22 protein-coding genes are annotated in these 21,585 nt (G+C 68.2%); 6 read left to right on the plus strand and 16 right to left on the minus strand.

What is annotated here, in order from left to right; translation table 11 throughout:
• Positions 1 to 80: 80 nt before the first annotated feature.
• On the plus strand, positions 81 to 719 hold the full coding sequence (locus WFM69_RS14885; protein WP_337005995.1) for an O-methyltransferase: 639 nt from the start codon (positions 81 to 83) through the stop codon (positions 717 to 719).
• Positions 720 to 832: 113 nt separating this feature from the next.
• Here WFM69_RS14885 and WFM69_RS14890 read toward each other — a convergent pair whose 3' ends face one another.
• The 3 genes from WFM69_RS14890 to dapE all read right to left on the minus strand — a co-directional run bounded on the left by WFM69_RS14890 (position 833) and on the right by dapE (position 3,373).
• The gene (locus WFM69_RS14890) at positions 833 to 1,006 is read right to left on the minus strand and encodes a DUF3117 domain-containing protein (RefSeq protein ID WP_017203323.1); all 174 of its coding nucleotides are present in this window, start codon (positions 1,004 to 1,006) and stop codon (positions 833 to 835) included.
• 94 nt (positions 1,007 to 1,100) lie between these two features.
• The gene (locus WFM69_RS14895; protein WP_337005997.1) at positions 1,101 to 2,318 is read right to left on the minus strand and encodes a hypothetical protein; all 1,218 of its coding nucleotides are present in this window, start codon (positions 2,316 to 2,318) and stop codon (positions 1,101 to 1,103) included.
• Positions 2,300 to 3,373 (minus strand): succinyl-diaminopimelate desuccinylase, encoded by a 1,074-nt coding sequence (gene dapE / locus WFM69_RS14900; RefSeq protein WP_337005999.1) that lies wholly within the window; start codon positions 3,371 to 3,373, stop codon positions 2,300 to 2,302. Before dapE ends, WFM69_RS14895 begins: the two co-directional genes overlap by 19 nt.
• Before the next feature lie 65 nt (positions 3,374 to 3,438).
• Here dapE and dapD point away from each other — a divergent pair, with 65 nt between their 5' ends.
• Together dapD and WFM69_RS14910 are read left to right on the plus strand one after the other, a co-directional pair.
• Positions 3,439 to 4,386 (plus strand): 2,3,4,5-tetrahydropyridine-2,6-dicarboxylate N-succinyltransferase, encoded by a 948-nt coding sequence (dapD, locus tag WFM69_RS14905; RefSeq protein ID WP_337006001.1) that lies wholly within the window; start codon positions 3,439 to 3,441, stop codon positions 4,384 to 4,386.
• 283 nt (positions 4,387 to 4,669) lie between these two features.
• Complete coding sequence (locus WFM69_RS14910; RefSeq protein ID WP_337006002.1) at positions 4,670 to 6,049, plus strand: DEAD/DEAH box helicase; 1,380 nt, start codon at positions 4,670 to 4,672, stop codon at positions 6,047 to 6,049.
• 111 nt (positions 6,050 to 6,160) lie between these two features.
• Here WFM69_RS14910 and WFM69_RS14915 read toward each other — a convergent pair whose 3' ends face one another.
• Complete coding sequence (locus WFM69_RS14915; RefSeq protein WP_337006004.1) at positions 6,161 to 7,612, minus strand: DHA2 family efflux MFS transporter permease subunit; 1,452 nt, start codon at positions 7,610 to 7,612, stop codon at positions 6,161 to 6,163.
• Positions 7,613 to 7,675: 63 nt separating this feature from the next.
• Between WFM69_RS14915 and WFM69_RS14920 the strand changes: the two genes are divergently transcribed.
• The gene (locus WFM69_RS14920; protein ID WP_337006006.1) at positions 7,676 to 8,317 is read left to right on the plus strand and encodes a TetR/AcrR family transcriptional regulator; all 642 of its coding nucleotides are present in this window, start codon (positions 7,676 to 7,678) and stop codon (positions 8,315 to 8,317) included.
• A 21-nt stretch (positions 8,318 to 8,338) separates the two neighbouring features.
• Here WFM69_RS14920 and WFM69_RS14925 read toward each other — a convergent pair whose 3' ends face one another.
• The 6 genes from WFM69_RS14925 to WFM69_RS14950 form a co-directional block, all read right to left on the minus strand.
• Positions 8,339 to 9,628 carry a citrate synthase gene (locus WFM69_RS14925; RefSeq protein ID WP_337006008.1) on the minus strand — a complete coding sequence of 430 codons (1,290 nt, stop codon included), beginning with the start codon at positions 9,626 to 9,628 and terminating at the stop codon, positions 8,339 to 8,341.
• Positions 9,629 to 9,820: 192 nt separating this feature from the next.
• The gene (dapC, locus tag WFM69_RS14930) at positions 9,821 to 10,933 is read right to left on the minus strand and encodes a succinyldiaminopimelate transaminase (protein WP_337006010.1); all 1,113 of its coding nucleotides are present in this window, start codon (positions 10,931 to 10,933) and stop codon (positions 9,821 to 9,823) included.
• A gap of 9 nt (positions 10,934 to 10,942) precedes the next feature.
• A complete protein-coding gene (gene fdxA / locus WFM69_RS14935; RefSeq protein WP_131491902.1) occupies positions 10,943 to 11,263 on the minus strand; it encodes a ferredoxin in 321 nt (106 codons plus the stop codon).
• 9 nt (positions 11,264 to 11,272) lie between these two features.
• On the minus strand, positions 11,273 to 11,683 hold the full coding sequence (locus WFM69_RS14940) for a histidinol dehydrogenase (RefSeq protein WP_337006015.1): 411 nt from the start codon (positions 11,681 to 11,683) through the stop codon (positions 11,273 to 11,275).
• A 43-nt stretch (positions 11,684 to 11,726) separates the two neighbouring features.
• Positions 11,727 to 12,041 (minus strand): AzlD domain-containing protein, encoded by a 315-nt coding sequence (locus WFM69_RS14945; RefSeq protein ID WP_337006017.1) that lies wholly within the window; start codon positions 12,039 to 12,041, stop codon positions 11,727 to 11,729.
• Positions 12,038 to 12,754, minus strand: coding sequence for an AzlC family ABC transporter permease (locus tag WFM69_RS14950; RefSeq protein ID WP_337006019.1), 717 nt, complete (start codon positions 12,752 to 12,754; stop codon positions 12,038 to 12,040). The genes WFM69_RS14945 and WFM69_RS14950 overlap by 4 nt, the downstream gene beginning before the upstream one ends.
• Before the next feature lie 102 nt (positions 12,755 to 12,856).
• Between WFM69_RS14950 and WFM69_RS14955 the strand changes: the two genes are divergently transcribed.
• A complete protein-coding gene (locus WFM69_RS14955; RefSeq protein ID WP_337006021.1) occupies positions 12,857 to 13,405 on the plus strand; it encodes a helix-turn-helix domain-containing protein in 549 nt (182 codons plus the stop codon).
• A 12-nt stretch (positions 13,406 to 13,417) separates the two neighbouring features.
• Here WFM69_RS14955 and WFM69_RS14960 read toward each other — a convergent pair whose 3' ends face one another.
• Both WFM69_RS14960 and typA read right to left on the minus strand, forming a co-directional pair.
• Positions 13,418 to 14,323 (minus strand): phospholipase, encoded by a 906-nt coding sequence (locus tag WFM69_RS14960; RefSeq protein ID WP_337006022.1) that lies wholly within the window; start codon positions 14,321 to 14,323, stop codon positions 13,418 to 13,420.
• 194 nt (positions 14,324 to 14,517) lie between these two features.
• Positions 14,518 to 16,431, minus strand: coding sequence for a translational GTPase TypA (gene typA / locus WFM69_RS14965; protein WP_337006024.1), 1,914 nt, complete (start codon positions 16,429 to 16,431; stop codon positions 14,518 to 14,520).
• Between the two features lie 102 nt (positions 16,432 to 16,533).
• On the opposite strand from typA, the gene WFM69_RS14970 reads away from it, so the two are divergent.
• Positions 16,534 to 17,340: a CPBP family intramembrane glutamic endopeptidase gene (locus tag WFM69_RS14970; protein ID WP_337006026.1), complete on the plus strand. Its 807-nt coding sequence runs from the start codon at positions 16,534 to 16,536 to the stop codon at positions 17,338 to 17,340.
• Between the two features lie 26 nt (positions 17,341 to 17,366).
• On the opposite strand, the gene WFM69_RS14975 is transcribed toward WFM69_RS14970, so the two are convergent.
• The 4 genes from WFM69_RS14975 to WFM69_RS14990 are packed head-to-tail and all read right to left on the minus strand — an operon-like array spanning position 17,367 to position 21,529.
• Entirely contained in the window at positions 17,367 to 17,930 is a 564-nt protein-coding gene (locus tag WFM69_RS14975) for a PH domain-containing protein (RefSeq protein WP_337006028.1), read from the minus strand.
• A gap of 5 nt (positions 17,931 to 17,935) precedes the next feature.
• A complete protein-coding gene (locus WFM69_RS14980; RefSeq protein ID WP_337006030.1) occupies positions 17,936 to 19,660 on the minus strand; it encodes an ABC transporter ATP-binding protein in 1,725 nt (574 codons plus the stop codon).
• On the minus strand, positions 19,657 to 20,610 hold the full coding sequence (locus WFM69_RS14985) for an ABC transporter permease (RefSeq protein WP_337006032.1): 954 nt from the start codon (positions 20,608 to 20,610) through the stop codon (positions 19,657 to 19,659). The genes WFM69_RS14980 and WFM69_RS14985 overlap by 4 nt, the downstream gene beginning before the upstream one ends.
• The gene (locus WFM69_RS14990) at positions 20,600 to 21,529 is read right to left on the minus strand and encodes an ABC transporter permease (protein ID WP_337006034.1); all 930 of its coding nucleotides are present in this window, start codon (positions 21,527 to 21,529) and stop codon (positions 20,600 to 20,602) included. Before WFM69_RS14990 ends, WFM69_RS14985 begins: the two co-directional genes overlap by 11 nt.
• Between the last annotated feature and the right edge of the window lie 56 nt (positions 21,530 to 21,585).

Below are 21,585 nucleotides of genomic sequence, written 5' to 3' on the forward strand. Positions count from 1 at the left end.
TACCGCCGCGCCTGCGGTCCCGGCACGCGGCGAGCGAATACTCTGGAGAGGTTCACAGTGCAGGCAGGGAGAATCAGGCCATGAGCGAGCATGACGCGAACGCGCGTTTCCTGCGCGAGTCCATCGTGGAGCCGGACGCCATCAGCCGAGCCCGCGCGCACGCCGTCGAGCTGGGGGCGATGCCGATCAGCGCTGCCGTCGGCTCGCAGATCGCGGTCCTGGCCGCCGCGACCGGCGCCCGCTCGATCGTCGAGATCGGCACCGGCGCCGGTGTCTCCGGTCTCTGGCTGCTGCGCGGCGCACCGCAGGCCGTGCTCACCTCGATCGACAACGAGCCCGAGCACCTCGCCGCCGCGCGGCAGGCGTTCAGCGACGCGAAGGTCCCGTCCACCCGTGCGCGACTGATCACCGGTCGTGCGATGGATGTGCTCCCGCGCATGAACGAGGCCTCCTACGACATCGTGCTCGTCGACGCCGACCCCGAGAACGTGATCGAGTACGTCGAGCACGGACTTCGGCTCGCGCGTGCCGGCGGGCTCGTCCTGGTGCCACGCATCCTCAGCGGCGGCCGGGTCGCGGATCCCGTGCAGCGCGACGCCGTCACCGCGGCGTACCGTTCGCTGGTGCAGGAGACCCAGGAATCGTCCGCCGTGCTGGCGACCGTCTCCCCCGCTGGGGAAGGGCTGCTGCAGCTCATCAGCCTCGACGACCGCGACTGAGACCGGCTGCGGTCCTCGTCCGGCGGAACGCCGAAGCCGGACGGAGTGCGAAAAAGGCGGCGGATCCGCGGATCCGCCGCCTTTTCAGATCCGCCATGCGGATCCCAGGTCGATCAGGCCGGTGCCACGACGGCTGCGAGCACGTCGTGAAGCTCCTTCGCCTCTGCGTCGTTCACGGAGACGACCAGACGGCCGCCGCCTTCGAGCGGAACGCGCACGATGATGAGTCGTCCTTCTTTCACGGCCTCCATGGGTCCGTCTCCGGTCCTCGGCTTCATCGCTGCCATCGTGGGCTCCCTTTCCTCCGGTGGTATGCAAAGAGTTTATCGGGTGACACCGCGACCTGGCGGTCACCGAGCAACAATTGCGTCTGCATCGGGCTCACGGAACCTGCCAGAACGTGCTTCCGAGCGCATACACGTGGTAGATCCAGAGCCACTGACCGAGCAGACACGCCACCAGCACCCCCAGCCGCCACGCTCGCGATCGGGGAACCGCGACCGCACCCCACAGCGGACTGAGCGGAAGCAGCAGACGGAACACGCTCGACTGGGGGAAGAACACGGCGAGCAGATACAGCAGATAGCTGGCGCTCCACAGCCGCAGATCGGCGCCGAGCGTCCGCACCTGGGGCGAGAACAGCAGTGCTGCGGCCGCGCCGACCACCAGCAGGACCAAGGCGATGAGACCCCACCAGTGCGGCATCCCCCACTGACCGAACCAGAACTGCGCGGCCTGGATCCATCCCTCGAACGGCACGAATCCCTCCACTCCCCCGAGGATCCAGTTCCGGCGCCAGGCCAGTTCGGTCGCGAGGTACGCTCCCGGATCTCCTGTCGCGACTCCAGCGATGACCTGCCAGGCGAAACCGCCGGCGGTGGCCAGAGTGCCGAGAACGAGGATGTGTGCGACCTCGGGTCCGTGGAGCGGCTCGTCTCGGCGTCGGACCCACCGCAGCACGCCGTGCAACCCGAGGTAGAGAGCGAAGGCGAGGATCCCCGGTCTCGTGAACGCCATGACGGGGATCAGCAGATACAACCAGGCGTACTTCCTGCGGGCGGTCGCATCGAGGGCGAGGAACAACAGGAGCAGGAACAGGGTCTCGGCGTAGCCGACCTGGAACATCGCGGCGATCGGTCCCATGGCGAAGAACACCACGGCCCACATCGCCGCGGAGGCGCCGATACGGTCACGGAGCAGGCGGTGCAGCGCGAGGCACGCGAGGTAGCCGGCGACGATCGAGAGCAAGAACGCACCCGCACCCCAGGAGCCGAGCGCGAATCCGATCGCCTTGGCCGCATATGCGAACACCGGCATGAAAGCCCAGGCGTTCTCGGCCACGTCTCCCGAGTCGGTCAGCGGCAGGGTCGTCGGATACCCGTTCTCGGCGACCAACCAGTACCACTGCGCGTCCCAGCCGACCACGAAGTCGCCGATACCCGCGTCCGCGCCGAAACGCGACGAGAACGTCGACAGCGACGCGGCCATGATCAGGAACACCGTCGTGATCACCCGGGCGACCACGTAGATGACCGCGATGCGCAGTGCGACCGGTGAGCGCGCCCAGCGCCGGGCGGTCGTCAGGGCGAGGTGAGCCATGCGCGCAGGCCCTGCTCGACGGCATCGATCTGCGCGTAGGACACCCGCTCCTCGTCGTGGTGCGCCAGATGGGGGTCCCCGGGGCCGTAGTTCACGGCCGGGATACCGAGTGCCGAGAAGCGGGCGACATCGGTCCAGCCGTACTTCGGCCGGGGCTCAGCGCCGACCGCGGCGACGAACTGCTTCGCGATCTCGGCATCGAGCCCGGGGCGCGCACCTTCTGCGGCGTCTGTGATCTCGAGGTCGAACCCGGCGAGCACGCCGCGGAGGTGCGCTTCGGCATCCGCCGCCGACTTGCTCGGCGCGAAGCGATAGTTGATCTCGACCTCGCAGGCATCCGGGATGACGTTGCCCGCGACACCCCCGGCGATGCGCACCGCGCTGAGGCTCTCGCGGTACAGCAGCCCCTCGACCAGCACCTCCTTGGCGCGGTACTCGGCCAACCGGGCGAGGATCGGCGCGGCGCGGTGGATCGCGTTCTCACCGATCCAGGCACGTGCGCTGTGTGCCCGGACGCCGCTCGTGCGCACGACCGCTCGCAGCGTGCCGTTGCATCCGCCCTCGACTTCGCCATCGGACGGCTCGCCCAGGATCGCGAAGTCGGCCTGGAACAGCTCGGGGCGTTCGGCGGCGAGCAGGGCCAGGCCGTTCTTGGACGCCTCGACCTCCTCGTTGTCGTACCACATCCAGGTCACGTCGATCGCGGGGTCGACGATCTCGGCGGCGAGCTTGAGCTGCACCGCGGTGCCTGCCTTCATGTCGACGGTTCCTCTCCCCCAGAGGAAGGGGGCGCCGTCGATCTCGATGTCGCGCGTGGGCAGGTTCGCGTTGATCGGCACCGTGTCGATGTGACCGGCGATCACGACGCGCTGGGCACGTCCTCGATCCGTACGGGCGACGATCGTGTTCCCGTGCCGGATGACCTCGAGATGCGCGAGCGGCGCGATGGCCGCCTCGATCGCGTCCGCGAGCGTCTTCTCATCGCCGGAAACGCTCGGGATGTCGCAGATCGCACGGGTGAGGTCGACGGAGGACGCAGTCAGATCGAGCACCATGCGTCCAGCCTACTTACCCCGTCATGCGGCACATCGTCGGCCGCAGGGCGCGATAGCGTGGAGGGATGAGCGACGCACGCACGGTATGGGGAATCGGACTGACCACGATCGCCGGAGACGGCACCGTCCTCGACGCGTGGTACCCCGAGGTGCGCCTCGGCACGGCATCCGCCGACGATGCCGCGGTCGCCGCGCTCGAGCCCCTCGCGACCCCCGACGAGCGTCGCAACGTCACGGTCGAGATCGTGCAGCTGCAGATCGACCTCGACCGGGCCCCGACCTCCACGGCCGACGCCTACCTCCGCCTGCACGCGCTCTCGCACCTCGTAGTGCGCCCGAACGAGCTGAACCTCGACGGGATCTTCGGATTCCTCCCGAACGTGGCCTGGACGAACGCCGGGCCGGTGCTCCCGGCAGATGCGGCACGTCTGCGCCCGCAGTTGCAGCGCGCCGGCATCCAGGTGCAGGGCTTGGACAAGTTCCCGCGCCTGACCGACTACCTGCAGCCGTCCGGCGTGCGGATCGCGGATGCCTCCCGGGTGCGGCTCGGCGCGCATCTCTCTCCCGGGACGACCGTCATGCACGAGGGATTCGTGAACTTCAACGCCGGCACGCTCGGCGCCTCGATGGTCGAGGGACGCATCTCGCAGGGCGTCGTCGTCGGCGACGGCAGCGACATCGGCGGCGGATCCTCGATCATGGGCACCCTCTCCGGGGGTGGCACGCATCGCGTGTCGATCGGTGAGCGCACGCTGCTGGGGGCGAACGCCGGCATCGGGATCTCGCTCGGCGACGACTGCGTGGTCGAGGCGGGCCTCTACGTGACGGCCGGGACCAAGATCGTGCTGGTCGACGGCCCCGCGACTCCCGACGGCGGGCGCACGACGGTCAAGGGCTCCGACCTCTCCGGCCAGAGCGGCCTGCTCTACCGCAGGAACTCGCTGAGCGGTGCCGTCGAAGCCGTGCGCCGTGCGGGTGTCGGGGTCACGCTCAACGAGGCCCTGCACGCCTGAGCCGCCTCGCAACCGGCACCTCTCGGCCCGTGACGACCCGCGCACGAAGCGGGTATGCAGCCCGTGGCATGCCCGCACTGGTAGACTGACACCGTTGCGGAGACCGCCGGTCTGCCAACATCGTCGTCGTCACGGGGTCTCCGAGGACCGAAGCGAGCGGAACTGCTCCCACTACCAGCACGAGCTGGCCTTTCGAACGGCGAACCGATGCGCACCTCCTGCGCCGTCGCCCACCTCACCCCTTATCTCGCGCCGTTCACTCGTGCGCTGACGGAGTTCCTGCATGTCTACTTTCCTCGAACTCGGCGTTCCCGCCGAGCTCGCCGCCGTTCTCGCCGACTCCGGCAAGACCGAGGCGTTCGCCATCCAGCGCGACACTCTTCCCGACTCGCTCGCCGGACGCGACCTCCTCGGCCGCGGCCGCACGGGCAGCGGCAAGACGATCGCCTTCGCCCTCCCGCTCGTCGCGCGTCTCGCGGCCTCGGGCGGCCAGCGCCGTGCGGGCCTCCCCCGCGGACTCGTCCTGGCTCCGACCCGTGAGCTCGCGACCCAGATCGCCGCGACCATCGCACCCCTCGCCGAGGCCGCGGGGCTGCGCGTGACCACGGTCTTCGGCGGCGTCAGCCAGCGTCCCCAGGAGCAGGCGCTGCGTGGCGGCGTCGATATCGTCGTCGCCTGCCCCGGGCGCCTCGAAGACCTGATGAAGCAGCAGATCGTGCGCCTCAGCGCGATCGAGGTCACCGTGCTCGACGAGGCCGATCACATGGCGGACCTCGGCTTCCTGCCCGGTGTCACCCGCATCCTCACGGCGACGCCAGCCGGGGGTCAGCGCCTGCTGTTCAGCGCCACGCTCGACCGTGGCATCGACACCCTGGCCCGTCGCTTCCTCTCGAACGCGGTCAGCCACGAGGTCGACGAGGAGAGCGTGCCGGTCGGCGAGATGACCCACCGCGTGCTGGTCGTCGACTCCACCGACAACAAGACGGCACTCGTACGCGACCTCGCCTCGGGCACCGGCCGCCGCATCCTGTTCACCCGCACCAAGCACCAGGCGAAGAAGCTCGCGAAGCAGCTCACTGCCGCGGGCATCCCCGCTGTCGACCTGCACGGAAACCTCTCGCAGAACGCCCGCGAGCGCAACCTCAGCGCGTTCTCGGCTGCTCCGGAAGACGGCGGCGTCCGCGTGCTCGTGGCCACCGACGTCGCGGCCCGTGGTGTGCATGTGGACAACGTCGACCTCGTGGTCCATGTCGACCCGCCCGTGGAGCACAAGGCGTACCTGCACCGCTCCGGTCGCACGGCCCGCGCGGGCGCGGCCGGCACTGTGGTCACCGTGGTGCTCCCCGAGCAGCGGCGCGATGTGAAGGATCTCCTGCGCAAGGCCGCCATCTCGGCCCCGCTGGAGGACGTGACGAGCGCCGCTGTCACCGCACTGGTGCCCGAGCGCGCACCGCACGTGCGTCCCGCGCCGGTCCAGGCCCCGCAGCAGCAGCGTCAGTCCTCGAAGCAGCGGCCTGCCGGCGGCGAGAAGAACGGAGCGGCCAACCCGCCCGCACGTCGTCGCCGTCGCCCCCGCGCGGGCGGATCAAGCTCAGGCCAGGGTGGTGGCTACTCCACGCAGAGCGGCCAGTCCCGCCAGGGCGGACGCGGCCAGGCCCGCTGAGTCCCCGAACTCGCATCCGCGGCTGAGGTCGGATGATTCCCCGCGACGCCCCCATCACTTTTCCGGAGTGATGGGGGCGTCGCGTTCTCTGCGTGCAGGAGAACTGTCCGGCTAGGCGGGTACGCGGCTCTCTCTCGACTCGAGCGCGTCGTCGGCGTCGATCTCGTTGCCCGAGACCGCACGCAGGCGACGGATTCCCGAAGGAAGAGCGATCGAGATGACCGCCGCGACGGCCAGGACTCCGGCGCCGACCCAGATCGCGGGGATCGCGGCGTCGACGTACCCGGTCGGCGTCAACGTGCCTCCCGCGCCGACGAAGACCGCCGTGAGAACGGCCACACCGAGCGCCACGCCGATCTCCCGCAGCGTGGAATTGGTGCCGGACGCCTTGGCGTGATCCTCGGGCTGCATGTTGGCGAGCACGGCTGTGGAGCTCGGCGCGAACACCAGCCCCATCCCGATGCCGGCGAGCAGGAACGGCGGCCACATGGCGGAGTACTCGAGCGTCGCGGACAGGGTGAGCGCGATCCAGCCGAGAGCGACCGCCAGCATCGTCAACCCGAGCAGGATCGGCAGGCGCGTCCCGGTGCGTGGTGAGAGCATGCCGGTGAGCGGAGCCACGACCATGGGCGCGAGTGTCCACGGCATCGTCATGATCCCGGCTTCGAGCGGCGTGTGGCCCTGCACCACCTGCAGGAACTGGATGAGGATGAACACCGCGCCGAAGATGCCGAAGCTGAACGTCACTCCCACGAGGTTCGCCACGGTGAAGCTGCGGTCCCGGAACAGGCGCAACGGCAGCAGCGGATGCGTGGTGCGTCCCTCCCAGACCACGAAGCCCACGAGCAGCAGCGCACCGGCCACGAGGGAGCCGACCACTTCGAGGCTGTCCCATCCCGCGTCGTTGCCGCGCACGATGCCGTAGACGACGCCCAGCACACCAGGGCCGGCGAGCAGCAGACCCACCAGGTCGGCACGCACGCGGGCCCCGAAGCTGTTGGGGAGCGCGATCAGGATGAGCGGCACCGCGAGGATGCCGACGGGCACGTTGAGCCAGAAGATCGTCTGCCAGTTCCATCCTTCGATCACCGCTCCCCCGATCAGAGGCCCGGTGGCGACGCCGAGCCCGGCGACGCCTCCCCAGATGCCGATCGCGGCGGGCCGGAGGCGCTCGGAGACGCTGCCGACGAGAAGCGTGAGCGACAGTGGCATGAGGGCAGCGGCGCCGACCCCCTGGACAGCGCGGGCGAGGATGAGGACCGACGGCTCGGTGGCCAGAGCGGCACCTGCCGAGGCCAGCGTGAACACGGCGATGCCGGCGAGGAAGACGGTGCGACGACCGAACCTGTCGCCGAGACCGACCGCGAGCAGCATGAAGGTGGCGAAGCTGAGCGTGTAGGCGTTGATGACCCACTGCAGCTCCTCGATCGAGGCGCCGAGTTCCCGCGAGATGACCGGGAGCGCACCGGTGACGACGAGGTTGTCGAGCGTCGCCATGAACATCGGCAGCGAGGCTGCGACGATCGTCAACCAGACCGGAAGACGTCGGGTGGATGAGGCCATGAGATTCCCTCGTTGTTATTGAATGATTACTTACCCATCGAAGAGTAGTAATCGACTGATAACATGTCAAGCGTGAACGAGAAGCAGAGCGAACGCATCCCGGCTGCCGAGCGCCGCGAGCAGATCCTCGCCGCCGCGAGCCTGGTCTTCGGCGAACGCGGCTACTTCGGCGCCACGACCGATCAGATCGCCAGAGCAGCCGGCATCAGCCAGCCCTACGTCGTGCGGATGTTCGGAACGAAGGAGAGTCTGTTCGTCGAGGTGCTCGCGCGCGCCAGCGGAAAGCTGCTCGACACGTTCGCTCTCGAGATCGCACAGTGGAAGGAGCAGTCGGGATCCCCCGACCGGGAACTCGGCCGCAGACTCGGCGCAGCATACGTGAACCTGATCGAGGACCGCGGCATCCTGCTCTCGCTCATGCAGGCGTTCAGCATGGGGCACGACGCCGTGATCGGCGACCGCGCCCGCACCGACTTCCTCAAGATCTATCGCATGCTGCGAGACGACGCCGGATTCTCACCGGAAGAGGTGCGGACGTTCCTCGCCGAGGGCATGCTGCTCAACACCCTGCTGGGCCTGCGTCTTCCCGAGCACTACGGCAGCGACGAGGCGACGACAGAGCTCCTGGAGTGCACGTTCCAGACCAAGCTGCAGCTGGTGCTCGACGTGGTCGGCGAGCACGCGAAAGAGTCCGCGACGGCGTGAGGACACGCCGTCACCACTCCCCTAGCGGGTCGGGAACGGCCGCTCGGGCGACCCCGTGTACAGCTGCTGCGGGCGACCGATCTTCGTCTGCGGGTCGAGCTGCAGCTCACGCCACTGCGCGAGCCATCCGGGCAGACGGCCGATCGCGAACAGCACGGTGAACATGCGGGTCGGGAAGCCCATCGCCTTGTAGATCACGCCGGTGTAGAAGTCGACGTTCGGGTACAGACGACGCTCCTTGAAGTAGTCGTCCGCGAGCGCGATCTCTTCGAGCTCCTGCGCGAGATCGAGCAGCGGGTCGGTGACGCCGAGCTCGGCGAGCACCTCGCCGGCGGCCTCCTTGACGAGCTTGGCACGGGGGTCGTAGTTCTTGTAGACCCGGTGCCCGAAGCCCATCAGCTTCACGCCCTCTTCCTTGTTCTTCACCCGCTCGACGAAGCGCGAGACGCTCTGCCCGGAGTCGCGGATCTGACCGAGCATCGTCAGCACGGCCTCGTTCGCTCCACCGTGCAGCGGACCGGACAGCGCCTGGATGCCGGCGGAGATCGACGCGAACTGGTTCGCCCCGGTCGAGCCCACCAGACGCACGGTCGAGGTCGACGCGTTCTGCTCGTGGTCCTCGTGCAGGATGAGGAGCAGCTCGAGAGCCTTCGACATCACCGGGTTGACCTCGTACTCCTCGCTGTGCACACCGAAGTTCAGCTTGAGGAAGTTGTCGACGAAGCTCAGCGAGTTGTCGGGGTAGAGGAAGGCCTGACCCACGCTCTTCTTGTGCGCGTACGCGGCGATCACGGGCAGCTTGGCGAGCATGCGCACCATGTTCAGCTCGACGTGCTCGGGGTTGTGCGGGTCGGTCTGGCCCTCGTAGTAGGTCGAGAGCGCGGCGACGGCCGAGGAGAGCACCGACATGGGGTGCGCCGTGTGCGGAAGCGCAGAGAAGAAGCGCTTGAGGTCTTCGTGGAGGAGCGTGTGCCGACGGATCTTCTCGTCGAACTCCGCGAGCTCGGATGCCGACGGCAGCTCGCCGTAGATCAGCAGCCAGGCGACCTCGAGGTAGCTGGTGGATCCGGCGAGCTGCTCGATCGGATAGCCGCGATAGCGCAGGATGCCCTTGTCGCCGTCGATGAACGTGATCTCGGACTTGGTGGAGGCCGTGTTGACGAAACCGTAATCGAGACCCGTGTAGCCGGTCTGCCGCGTCAGCGTCGAGAAGTCGATGCTGTCGTGGCCTGCGGTGCCGCGCAGTACCGGGAATTCGGCGGTCGTGTCGCCGATCGTCAGCTTCGCCGTCTGCTCTGCCGCTGCGCTCACGCGGACCTCCTCCTGGCGTCCGACCCCCGCGCGTCGCGGCGATGTCGGACAAGATCTTGATCAAGTCGGAACTGGCGATCTCACGGCGCTGAAGCACCAGGTCGGGTCACGACCGAATCGCCTTTACAGCCTAGTAGGCACACAGGCCTACTGTGACATCCGCCAAACAGAAGCCTCTCGCGAGGAGGGAACCTACAGTCGCCCTGCCGCGAGACGCCGGGCCGCTTCGACGATGCGCTCCGTCGGTGCGGTCAGCGCGAGGCGCACGTGCTGCGCGGAGTCCGAGCCGTAGAACGGTCCGGGACCGGCGAGGATGCCGAGGTCGGCCAGGCGTCCCATCGATTCCCAGGCGTCGCGCCCTTCGGTCGCCCACAGATAGAGACCCGCTTCGGAGCCGTCGATCCGGAACCCTGCGGCCTCGAGAGCCGGACGCAGCGCATCGCGGCGGGTGCGGTAGAGCTCCTTCTGCCGCGCCACGTGCTCGTCGTCACCCAGCGCGACAGCCATCGCATGCTGCACCGGCGCCGGTGGCATCAGCCCGAGATGCTTGCGAGCGGTGAGCAGGTCGCCCACGATCCGCGCGCAGCCGGCCACGAAAGCGGCCCGATAACCGGCGAGGTTCGACTGCTTGCTCAGGGAGTACACGCTGAGCAGGTTCGCTCGGCTGCCACCGGTGACCCGCGGGTCGAGGATGGACGGAATCGGCTCGGTCGCCCAGGCGCCGTCCCACCCCAGCTCGGCGTAGCACTCGTCGCTCGCGAGCACGGCACCCAGCTCCCGTGCGCGAGCGACCGCAGCAGCAAGCTCGTCCACGGTCCAGGTGCGACCGTCGGGGTTGCCCGGGGTGTTGATCCAGATGAGCTTGGTGCCCTCGGGCCAGTCTGCGGGGTCGTCCGCGGGAAGCGGGGTGGCGCCGACAACCCGGGCGCCCACCTCGTATGTCGGGTACGCGACGCGCGGGTGCACGACGATGTCGCCGTCCCCCAGGCCGAGCAGCGTCGGCAGCAGAGCCACGAGCTCCTTGGACCCGATCGTGGGCAGCACGTTGTCGACGCGGAGGTCGGGCACTCCCCTGCGCCGCGCGTACCACTCGACGATGGCCTCGCGCAGGGCGGGAGTCCCGACCGTCTGCGGGTAGGCGTGGGCGTCTGTGGCCTCGGTCAGGGCGCGACGGATGATGTCGGGCGTCGGGTCGACGGGCGAGCCCACCGAGAGATCGACGAGTCCCCCCGGGTACTGCGCTGCACGTTCACGGAAGGGGACGACGGCATCCCACGGGTAGTCGGCGAGGTCGCGGACGCTCACGGATCGCGCCTACTCGCCCTGCGGCGGGAGCGCGGCGACGATCGGGTGGTCGAAGGCGTAGACGCCAACCTTGGCGGCGCCTCCGGGCGAGCCGATCTCGTCGAAGAACTCGACGTTGGCCTTGTAGTAGTCCTGCCACTCGTCTGGCAGATCGTCTTCGTAGTAGATGGCCTCGACGGGGCACACGGGCTCGCAGGCACCGCAGTCCACGCATTCGTCGGGGTGGATGTACAGCGACCGTTCCCCCTCGTAGATGCAGTCAACGGGGCACTCGTCGATGCAGGCGCGATCCTTGACATCGACGCACGGGAGGGCGATCACATACGTCACCGCTCCAGTCTACGACTCGCGGACCTCGGGTTCCTGCGCGCCGGGCGCGACCGTCCGCACCGGGACCTTCGAGAACGACGGCCACGCGACGACCAGCAGGACGAGCCCGGCGACGACATAGGTCCAGATCTGACCGGACAGGGAGTTCGGAACCACCACTGAGCCCCCAGGGCCCACGCCGGAGATCAGCACGAGCATCCCGATCATGCCGAGGCCGGCGGCGACGGCGGCGCCTCGGTCGTGCGTGAGCGACCGCACGGCGACGAGGATCGCCGCGCAGGCGATCGCGGCCACGATGATGCCGATCGGGACAGGACCCCACATCACGCTGTGCGCGATCGTTCCCGCGACGCCGTAGACGCCGCCCACGAGGGCCGCGACGATCCACGACAACACTCTCGACACCCAGCTCACACGCACGCGTCGATTCTACCGGCGCGCCCTGTGCGCACACCGCGCGGATTCACGCCGCGAGCCCGAACAGGCGCAGCAACGCCGCCACCAGCGCCGCGGCGACCACGACGACGAGGAACGACTGCCGCAGCCAGAGCAGCCCCGCGGCGACCAGGAGCGCGGGCACTCGCGCGTCGACGGTGATCGCCTGACCGTCGCCGAGTGTCTGCACCGCGACGAGCGCGGCGAGCAGGGCGACCGTCAGCAGGTCGGAGATACGGGCTACGCGGGGCGCCTCGAGCACCTTGGGCGGCACGAGGTAGCCCGCAGCCTTCAGGGCGAGACAGATCAGCGCCGCGAGGAGGATCGCGCTCCAGATGCTCATGAGACGTCCTCGGATCCACTCGGCTCGGCGGTCGGGCGTGCGGGCCTCCCCATCCAGTTGAACCAACCGACCACGATGGCCACGAACGCCGCGACCAGCACCGGGAGGCCCGGCATCAGGAAAGGCGTGAATGCGGCGGCGACCACGGCGGCCGCCGCTCCGACGGCGATGGCCTGGCGCTGTCGCAGGCGCGGCCACAGCAGGGCGAGGAAGGCGGCGGCGGCCGCGGCATCCAGCCCCCAGGTCTTGGGGTCGCCGAGGACATCGCCCACAAGCGCTCCGATCAGCGTCGTCGCGTTCCAACCGAGGAAGATCCCGACACCGGTCACCCAGAACCCGACCTGCCGCAGCCGCGGGTCGTTCTGCGAGATCGCCACGGCGGTCGACTCGTCGATCGTGAAGTGCGCGGCAGCGGCCTTCCGGGCGGGACCTCCCCCGACGATCGGCGACATGCGCATACCGTAGGCCACGTTGCGCACGCCGAGCAGTGCCGCCGAGGCGATCGCCGACGGCAGCGCCGCGAGCCCTCCTGCGGTGAAGACTCCGACGAAGGCGAACTGGGATCCGCCCGTGAACATCAGCAGGCTCAGGACGCACGTCTGCCAGACGTCCAGGCCGGAAGCGACAGCGAGCGCCCCGAACGAGATTCCGTAGGCGCTCGTGGCGAGCACGACTCCGAGTGCTTCGCGCCAGACTTCACGTTCTGCCGTCATGGCTGTCCGCGCACGGCTGTTCGCTTCAGTGAACGCATGATCATCATTCTGAACAACGAACGTTGGATAGTCAAGCGAACGAACGTTTGACATGATGAACGCATGGAGGAGCTTCGCACACGCATCGCCCGTAGCCTGCGCCGGGAGCGGGAGTCCGCCGGCCTGTCCGTCTCCGAGCTCGCTCGGCGCGCGGGCATCTCCAAGGCGACGGTCTCGCAGCTCGAAGGCGGCGCAGGCAATCCCAGTGTCGAGACGCTGTGGGCGCTCGGCGTCGCACTCGGCGTGCCGTTCGCCGTCCTCGTCGACCAGCAGGCCAACGCGCCGACACTCATCCGGGCCGATGATCTCGCAGGAGTTCCCTCATCCGCGGCCGCCTACAGCGCGACACTGCTGTCCGCGAGCCCCCCGGGTGCGCGCCGCGACCTCTACCTGATCCAGGCGGAACCCGGCGATGCTCGACGCTCCGACCCACATCACGCCGGCACCATCGAGCACGTCATCCTGATCGCCGGTCAGGCACGGATCGGCCCCGTCGACGAACCCGTGCTCCTGAACCCGGGCGACTATCTGACATACGCGGGAGACGCTCCGCACATCTTCGAGGCGACGGAACCGGGGACGAGCGCCGTGCTCATCTCCGAGCTCCGCTGAGTCGTCCGCGGGTCAGTACCAGTCCGTCGCTCGCGAATGTGCCCATGCGCTGCACGGTGTGCCATAGGCATCCGCGATGTATTGGAGGCCCCACGCGATCTGCGTCGCAGCACTCGTCTGCCAGTCCGCTCCCGCCGAGGCCATCTTCTTGCCGGGAAGCGCCTGCGGAATGCCTGTCGCACCAGAAGGATTGTAGGCCTGGTAATCCCAGTGTGATTCCTTCGTCCACAGGGACTCCAGGCATGAGAACTGGTCTCCACCCCAGCCGTAGCGACTCGACATCAACTGCTGGGCAGTGGCCTTGGCGCCCTCGACCGTGTTCGCCGCAGCCAGCGCTTCCGCCGCTCGCTGCGCCGCTGCCGCCTCGGCTGCAGCCTGCTCCGCCGCGGCCCTGGCCGCATCCTCCGCCGCCTTCTTCTCCTTCGCCGCCGAGAACGCCGACTGCAGGCGTGCGGTGTCGGAGACCACGGCAGCGCGCTCGTCCTCGACCTTGTCCGCGAGAATGCCCACGAGCAGCGCCGGCATCAGCTCGCTGTCGGCGAGCGCATCGACGTGCTTCTCCAATGCCGTCGTCGATACCGGGGGCGCGGCACTCACATCGAGCCCCGACGCCGCGACGTCCGCGGTGAGCGCCTGCGCGACCTCGACGGTCGTCTGCGCGTGCGACACCGTCGCCGCGGTCTGCTCCGAGATGCGCGTGAGCGGTTCAGCCCCGACCATGGTCCGGGCGACGGCGACGTTCGCATCGAGGGTCGCCGCCCCGGCAGCCGGAGCGGACGCGAGACCGACGCTGAGCGTGATGCCCACGAGCGCCGCCACCCCCGTCCCCAGGATCGCCATCGGACGTCGGGCGGTGACCGCGGAGCGCGCAGCGGCCGCATCGGAGGCGCGCCGGAGCGCACGGGACTTGTGGAGCATGGATTCGACTTTCGGGTCGTCGTACGCCCATACAGGAGACTCATCGGGAGCTCGTCCCAGGCGCAAGTGAACGAGTCTGGACGACGAACCTGAACGAAAACCATCCCTCACCTGGGATTTACATGAGAAGAGGGCCCGATGCCGCTCGGTGGCGGCATCGGGCCCTCTTCGTCAGAGCAGCGTGAGGCTGTCGCTCAGGCGTTTGCGTCCTGACGCTTCATGCGTGACGCTTCGCGTCCGCGGATCGTCTGGTCCAGGATCACCTTGCGGATACGCACGGACTCGGGCGTGACCTCGACGCATTCGTCGTCGCGCGCGAACTCCAGGCTCTCCTCGAGCGTGAGGATGCGCGGCGGGGTCATCGACTCGAAGTTGTCGGCCGTGGCCGAGCGCATGTTGGTGAGCTTCTTCTCCTTGGTGATGTTCACGTCCATGTCGTCGGCGCGCGAGTTCTCGCCGATGACCATGCCCTCGTACACCTCCTGCGTCGGCTGCACGAAGAACGACATGCGCTCCTGCAGGGCGATCATCGCGAACGGGGTGACGACGCCCTGACGGTCGGCGACGATCGAGCCGTTCTGGCGCGTGGTGATCTGCCCCGCCCACGGCTCGTAGCCGTGCGAGATGGCGTTGGCGATGCCGGTGCCGCGGGTCGTGGTGAGGAACTCGCTGCGGAAGCCGATGAGGCCGCGCGACGGGACGACGAACTCCATGCGCACCCATCCGGTGCCGTGGTTGGTCATGTTCTCCATGCGACCCTTGCGGTTCGCCAGCAGCTGCGTGATCGCGCCGAGGTGCTCCTCCGGCGTGTCGATCGTGAGGTGCTCGAACGGCTCGTAGGTCTTGCCGTCGATCTTCTTCGTGACCACCTGCGGCTTTCCGACGGTGAGCTCGAAGCCCTCGCGCCGCATGTTCTCGACCAGGATGGCGAGAGCCAGCTCGCCGCGCCCCTGGACCTCCCAGGCGTCCGGGCGTCCGATGTCGACGACCTTGAGCGAGACGTTTCCGATGAGCTCCTTGTCGAGACGGTCCTTGACCATGCGAGCAGTGAGCTTGTGGCCCTTCACCTTGCCCATGAGCGGCGAGGTGTTGGTGCCGATCGTCATCGAGATGGCGGGGTCATCGACCGTGATGGCGGGCAGCGGGCGCACGTCCTCGGGGTCGGCGATCGTCTCGCCGATCGTGATGTTCTCGAAACCGGCGATCGCGACGATGTCACCGGGACCGGCCGACTCGGCCGGGTAGCGCTCGAGTGCGCGGGTCTTGAGGAGCTCGGTGATGCGCGCGTTGCTGGTGGTGCCGTCGGAACGGACCCAGGCCACGGTCTGACCCTTCTTCAGCGTGCCGTTGAAGACGCGCAGCAGCGCGAGGCGGCCGAGGAACGGGCTCGAGTCGAGGTTCGTGACCCACGCCTGCAGCGGAGCCTCGTCGTCGTACTCGGGAGCCGGCACGTGCTCGAGGATCGCCTCGAACAGCGGCTCGAGGTCGTCGTTGTCCGGCAGCGAGCCGTCGGCGGGACGGTTCTGCGACGCCGCACCGGCACGGCCCGACGCGTAGACGACCGGGACGTCGAGCAGTGCATCGACGTCGAGGTCGGGAACGTCGTCGACCAGGTCGGATGCCAGACCCAGCAGCAGGTCGTGGGCCTCTTCCTCGACCTCGGCGATGCGGGCGTCGGGGCGGTCGGTCTTGTTGACCAGCAGGATGACCGGCAGCTTGGCCTCGAGCGCCTTGCGCAGCACGAAGCGGGTCTGCGGCAGCGGGCCCTCGCTCGCGTCGACGAGCAGCACGACACCGTCGACCATCGACAGGCCGCGCTCGACCTCGCCACCGAAGTCGGCGTGACCGGGGGTGTCGATCACGTTGATCGTGATCTCCTGGCCGTCCGCGTGCTTGCCCTTGTAGGTGATCGCCGTGTTCTTGGCGAGGATCGTGATGCCCTTCTCACGCTCGAGGTCGTTCGAGTCCATCGCGCGCTCTTCGACGTGCGAGTGTTCGCCGAAGGAGCCCGTCTGACGGAGCATGGCGTCGACGAGTGTCGTCTTGCCGTGGTCGACGTGGGCGACGATTGCGACGTTGCGGAGGTCAGAGCGAAGGGCGTGCGCCATGCAAGTGTCCTAAAAGGGTGTGGGGTTTTGCCGGGAAGCCGACGTTCCAGGATAACGCAAGCTCAGGGTTCGTTCCTGAATGCAGGTCGTACCATCGAGATCGTGACCCAACCGCAGGCCCGGGACGACCTCCCCGATCTCCGCCCCGCCCCTTCTCGCGCGCGGCTGTGGTGGGAGATCTCGATCGTCCTCGCTCTCGGCCTCGGGCAGTCGGCCGTCTACGCCGTGGTGCAGCTCGTCTACCGCCTCACCGACGAGGTCCCTCTCGCCGACCAGGTCGCGAAGCTCAACCCCTCGCGCAGCGACCGGGAGATCTTCGACTTCCTGTACCAGGTGCTCGCGATCGGATTCTCGCTCGTCCCGGTGCTGCTGGTGTGCTTCCTGCTCTGGCAGTCCCGCCGACCGCACCTGCAGCGCCTGGGACTGGATGGGACCCGGCCCGCGCGCGACGTCGGACGCGGCGTGCTGCTGGTGCTCGCGATCGGCATCCCCGGCCTCGCGCTGTACCTCGGCGGGCGCGCTCTCGGTCTCACCGTCGCCATCGATCCGGCCGGGATCGACGCGTACTGGTGGACGATCCCTGTGCTGCTGCTGGCCGCGGCACGGGCGTCGCTGCAGGAGGAGTTCGTCCTGCTCGGCTACCTCTTCACACGACTCCGGCAGCTCGGCTGGGGGCCGTGGTCGATCATCATCGCCACGTCCGTCCTGCGCGCGAGCTATCACCTGTACCAGGGGTACCCGGCATTCCTCGGAAACCTGGCGATGGGACTGCTCTTCGGCTGGCTGTATCAGCGCACGGGGCGGCTCCTGCCGTTCCTGGTGGCGCACTTCCTGATCGACGCGACCGCGTTCGTCGGTTATCCGTGGGCAGCGGCCACCTGGCCGGCACTCTTCGGGCTGCCCGGCTGAGCCACCGCAACAGGGGTTCGGTCGCCTCAGCCCGCGTTCGCGACCAGGATCGCGATGATCCCCCACACGACGATCACGATCAGCGCCGCCGTCGCCGGGCGATCCCAGCTGCGACGGATCGGCGCATCGGCGGTATCCGGAGCCGCCTGCCACCGCTCCTCGATCTCGGTGAGGGCGCGGATGCCCGCCGGCACCTTCTCCTCCCCGTCACGACGGGTCGGCACCCTGATCGATCCCGCCTTGGCCGGTCCGCCGTAGCAGGTGAGGTCTTTGCCGTCGTCGAGCGAGAACACCAGCTGCCAGCGCAGATCGACGGCACGCACACGCTGCCAGCCGAACTCGACCCGGCGGAGCAGGTTCTGCACGGTCACGCCGTCATCGTCGATGCGCACGATGGATGCGTAGGAGTTCACGTAGACGATCCACAGCACGATCAGCACCCAGGGAGCCAGGAGGAGCATCTGCCCCCACCCGGCCCGCAGGACCGCATCACCCAGCAGGAACAGCGCCAGCAGACTCCCGATCACGAGAGCGGCCGGGCCGGAGGGCGCACGGAAAACCCGCACGCCCTCCGGGTCGATCTCGGTCATCACCGTCAGTGTCCGCCGAGAGTGATCGACGCGCCGGGAATCGCATTGAGCAGACGCTCGGTGTACTCCTGCTGCGGGTTCGCGAAGATCTCGTCCACGGTGCCGTGCTCGACGACGCGCCCCTGCTCCATCACGCACACCCGGTCCGCGATGACCCGGACGACCGCAAGGTCGTGGGTGATGAACAGGTACGTGAGGTCCAGCTCCGACTGCAGTTCGGCCAGCAGGTTCAGCACCTGTGCCTGCACCAGCACGTCGAGCGCCGACACCGCCTCGTCGAGCACCACGATCTCCGGCTTGAGTGCGAGCGCGCGGGCGATCGCCACGCGCTGACGCTGTCCGCCGGACAGCTCGTTCGGATACCGGTCCGCCACGCTGGACGGCAGCGCCACCTGATCGAGCACTTCGAGCACCCGCTTGCGGCGCGAGGCGGAGTCGCCGACCCCGTGCACGCGCAGCGGCTCCGCGACCGTGTTGCCGATGTTGTGCAGCGGATCCAGCGAACCGTACGGGTCCTGGAACACGGGCTGCATCTGACGACGCAGCGCCTGCAGCTCTGGCCTCGACAGCGTGTCGGTGTCCCGACCGTTCACGAGGATCGAACCCGCGGTCTTCGTCTCCAGACGCAGTAGCATCTTGGCGGCGGTCGACTTGCCCGAGCCCGACTCCCCGACGATGGCCATCGTGGAGCCCTTGGGCACCTGGAAGGACATCTTGTCGACGGCCGTGAAGTCGGTGGAGCGGAAGCCACTCCCCCGGATCTTGTAGACCTTCGTCACGTCGCGGAACTCGATGACCGGCTCCGCCGGAGCGGACTCGGTGTGCGCGATCGATGCGAGATCGACCGTCCCCGTCGCTTCGTGGATCACCTCGGCAAGAGGGTCCACGTCGCCGGACACGGCCGTCTGGATGCGCTTGGACGCCAGGCTCGGCGCCGCCGCGACCAGTCGCTGCGTGTACGGGTGCTGCGGGTTCTGCAGGATCTCGAGCGCAGGGCCCGACTCCACGATGCGCCCGCGGTGCATCACGACGAGGTTCTCCGCCCGCTCCGCGGCAAGGCCGAGGTCGTGGGTGATGAACAGGACCGCGGTGTTGCGCTCCTTCGTCAGCGTCTCGAGGTGATCGAGGATCCGCTTCTGCACGGTGACGTCGAGCGCACTGGTCGGCTCGTCGGCGATGAGCAGCTTCGGGTCGGACGAGAGCCCGATGCCGATGAGCACGCGCTGGCGCATACCGCCCGAGAACTCGTGCGGGAACTGCCGCAGACGCCGGTCGGCATCCGCGAGTCCCGCCTCCTGCAGCACCTGGATCGCCCGCTTGCGCGCGGCCTTGCGGCCGTCGGCCTGCCCGTTGGCGAGGATGGTCTCCTCCACCTGGAACCCGATGCGGTGCACCGGGTTGAGGCTGTTCATCGGGTCCTGGGGAACCAGGCCGATGAGGTTGCCGCGCACGTGCTCGATCTCGGAGCGTCCGAGCGTGGTCAGATCGCGACCCTCGAACTTGACCGCTCCGCCGGTGATCTTCCCGCTGCCGGGCAGCAGATTGATGATGGCGTGCGCGGTCGTCGACTTGCCCGAACCGGACTCGCCGACGATCGCCATGGTCTCGCCCGGGTAGATGTCGAAGCTCACGCCGCGCACGGCAGGCACGTAGCCGTCCTGCGTCTTGAACGCGACCTCGAGGTTCTCGATCGACAGGAGCGGGACGTCGGGGTTGTATTCGGCGGTCATCGCAGTGCCCTCGCCTTCGGGTCGAGCGCGTCTCGCACCGTCTCGCCGAGCATGATGAACGACAGCACGGTGAGGGAGAGAGCGATCGACGGATAGATGAGCGGCATCGGGTCGGTGCGCAGACGGACCTGCGCCTGAGCGATGTCGTTGCCCCAGGAGATGAACTCAGGCGGCAGACCGACGCCCAGGAAGGACAGCGTCGCCTCCGCCGTGATGGCCGCGGCGAGGCCCACGGTGCTGAGCACGATCACCGGGGCGATCGAGTTCGGCATGACGTGCGAGAACATCGTGCGCACCCGGGAGACCCCGAGCGCCTCCGACGCCATCACGTAGTCGGCCGAACGCACCCGGAGGATCTCGGCGCGCAGGATGCGTGCCACCGCAGGCCAGCCGAAGAAGCCGATCGCCAACGAGACCACCACGATGTTCCGGTTGTCGAGGAACATCGACATGATGACCACGGCAGCCAGCACGTAGGGGATCGCGAAGAACATGTCACCGATGCGCATGAGGAGCGAATCGACCCAGCCTCCGAAGAAACCGGCGAATGCGCCGATCACGATGCCCATGATGGCGATGATGATCGTCACCAGGATGCCGACGGTGAGCGAGGTGCCCGCACCGTGCACGACACGGGAGTACACGTCGCACCCCTGGAAGTTGAACCCGAACGGGTGCCCCTCTCGGGGACCGGCGTTGGAGTCGGAGAGCGAGCACGCGAACGGGTCGACAGGGGCGAACAGGTTCGGGAAGCTCGCCACGATCACCAGGAAGACGACGAAGATTCCGGCGGTCCAGAACATCCAGCGACCGCGGAGGTCGCGCCAGGCGTCCAGCCACAGGTTGCTCTTGCGCTCACTGACGCGGACGGCGTCGACGGCGCCGAGTCCGCCCTCGTCGGCATCGGCCACATAGTGCGCCATACGGCGGGTGGGAGTGTTATCGGACATAGCGGATCCTCGGGTCGAGCACACCGTAGAGCAAGTCGATGAGCAGGTTGACCAGGACGTAGATCACGACGAGAACGGTCACGATCGAGACGATCTCCGGCCCATCGTGCTGGTTGATGGCTTTGAAGAGCTCGTTTCCGATGCCGGGGACGTTGAACACGCCCTCCGTCACGGTGGCGCCTACGATCAGGATGCCGAAGTCGGCTGCCAGGTTCGTCGTCACCGGGATGAGCGAGTTGCGCAGCACGTGCACGGGGATCACGCGACGGGTCGGGAGCCCCTTGCCGAACGCCATCCGCACGAAGTCCTGCTGCCGCGTCTCGATCACCGAGTTGCGGGTGAGACGGACGACATACGCGAAGTTCAGCGCCGCGAGCACGATCGCCGGGAGCATCAGATCGGACCATGGCGCGCCTCTGCCCACCGTCGGTCGGAACAGATGGAGCTCGATCGCCAGGAAGTACTGGGCGATGAAGGCCAGCACGAACACCGGGATCGAGATCAGCACCAGGCTGAGAAGCATCGACGCGTGATCGAACAGGCTGTTCTTGCGCAGACCTGAGATGAGCCCGACGACGACGCCGAACACGAGCTGGATGACGATCGCGAGGAGAGCGAGACGCAGCGTCACCGGAAACTTCGCGGCGAGGATCTCATTCACGCTCTGGCCGCGGAACGTCGTCCCGAGGTCGCCCTGGAACAGATCGCCCAGGTAGATGAGGTAGCGCGTGAAGAACGGCTGGTCCAGGTGGTACTGCGCCTGCAAGGCGGCGTACTGCGCGTCGGTCGGCGTCTTGTCGCCGAACAGAGCGAGGATCGGGTCACCCGGTAGGAGGAAGACCATCGAGAAGATCAGGAAGGTCGCCCCGAGGAAGACGGGTATCGCCTGAAGAAGGCGACGAGTGATGTAAGCAGTCATAGCGTGAACCGAACTGCGCCGTGCGGGGCGACGCTTGCGCATCGCCCCGCACGGCG

Source organism: Microbacterium sp. LB12 (assembly GCF_037150835.1).
Taxonomy (GTDB): Bacteria; Actinomycetota; Actinomycetes; order Actinomycetales; family Microbacteriaceae; genus Microbacterium.

Excerpts from the sequence above, each read along its gene's own strand:
- typA (WP_337006024.1), bottom strand. The coding sequence starts at position 16,431 with ATGGCGCACGCCCTTCGCTCTGACCTCCGCAACGTCGCAATCGTCGCC.
- WFM69_RS14975 (WP_337006028.1), bottom strand. The coding sequence starts at position 17,930 with ATGACCGAGATCGACCCGGAGGGCGTGCGGGTTTTCCGTGCGCCCTCC.
- WFM69_RS14910 (WP_337006002.1), top strand. The coding sequence starts at position 4,670 with ATGTCTACTTTCCTCGAACTCGGCGTTCCCGCCGAGCTCGCCGCCGTT.
- WFM69_RS14915 (WP_337006004.1), bottom strand. The coding sequence starts at position 7,612 with ATGGCCTCATCCACCCGACGTCTTCCGGTCTGGTTGACGATCGTCGCA.
- dapE (WP_337005999.1), bottom strand. The coding sequence starts at position 3,373 with ATGGTGCTCGATCTGACTGCGTCCTCCGTCGACCTCACCCGTGCGATC.
- WFM69_RS14950 (WP_337006019.1), bottom strand. The coding sequence starts at position 12,754 with ATGACGGCAGAACGTGAAGTCTGGCGCGAAGCACTCGGAGTCGTGCTC.
- WFM69_RS14990 (WP_337006034.1), bottom strand. The coding sequence starts at position 21,529 with ATGACTGCTTACATCACTCGTCGCCTTCTTCAGGCGATACCCGTCTTC.
- dapD (WP_337006001.1), top strand. The coding sequence starts at position 3,439 with ATGAGCGACGCACGCACGGTATGGGGAATCGGACTGACCACGATCGCC.
- WFM69_RS14890 (WP_017203323.1), bottom strand. The coding sequence starts at position 1,006 with ATGGCAGCGATGAAGCCGAGGACCGGAGACGGACCCATGGAGGCCGTG.
- WFM69_RS14945 (WP_337006017.1), bottom strand. The coding sequence starts at position 12,041 with ATGAGCATCTGGAGCGCGATCCTCCTCGCGGCGCTGATCTGTCTCGCC.
- WFM69_RS14895 (WP_337005997.1), bottom strand. The coding sequence starts at position 2,318 with ATGGCTCACCTCGCCCTGACGACCGCCCGGCGCTGGGCGCGCTCACCG.
- WFM69_RS14985 (WP_337006032.1), bottom strand. The coding sequence starts at position 20,610 with ATGTCCGATAACACTCCCACCCGCCGTATGGCGCACTATGTGGCCGAT.
- WFM69_RS14920 (WP_337006006.1), top strand. The coding sequence starts at position 7,676 with ATGTCAAGCGTGAACGAGAAGCAGAGCGAACGCATCCCGGCTGCCGAG.
- WFM69_RS14885 (WP_337005995.1), top strand. The coding sequence starts at position 81 with ATGAGCGAGCATGACGCGAACGCGCGTTTCCTGCGCGAGTCCATCGTG.
- WFM69_RS14955 (WP_337006021.1), top strand. The coding sequence starts at position 12,857 with ATGGAGGAGCTTCGCACACGCATCGCCCGTAGCCTGCGCCGGGAGCGG.
- WFM69_RS14980 (WP_337006030.1), bottom strand. The coding sequence starts at position 19,660 with ATGACCGCCGAATACAACCCCGACGTCCCGCTCCTGTCGATCGAGAAC.
- WFM69_RS14960 (WP_337006022.1), bottom strand. The coding sequence starts at position 14,323 with ATGCTCCACAAGTCCCGTGCGCTCCGGCGCGCCTCCGATGCGGCCGCT.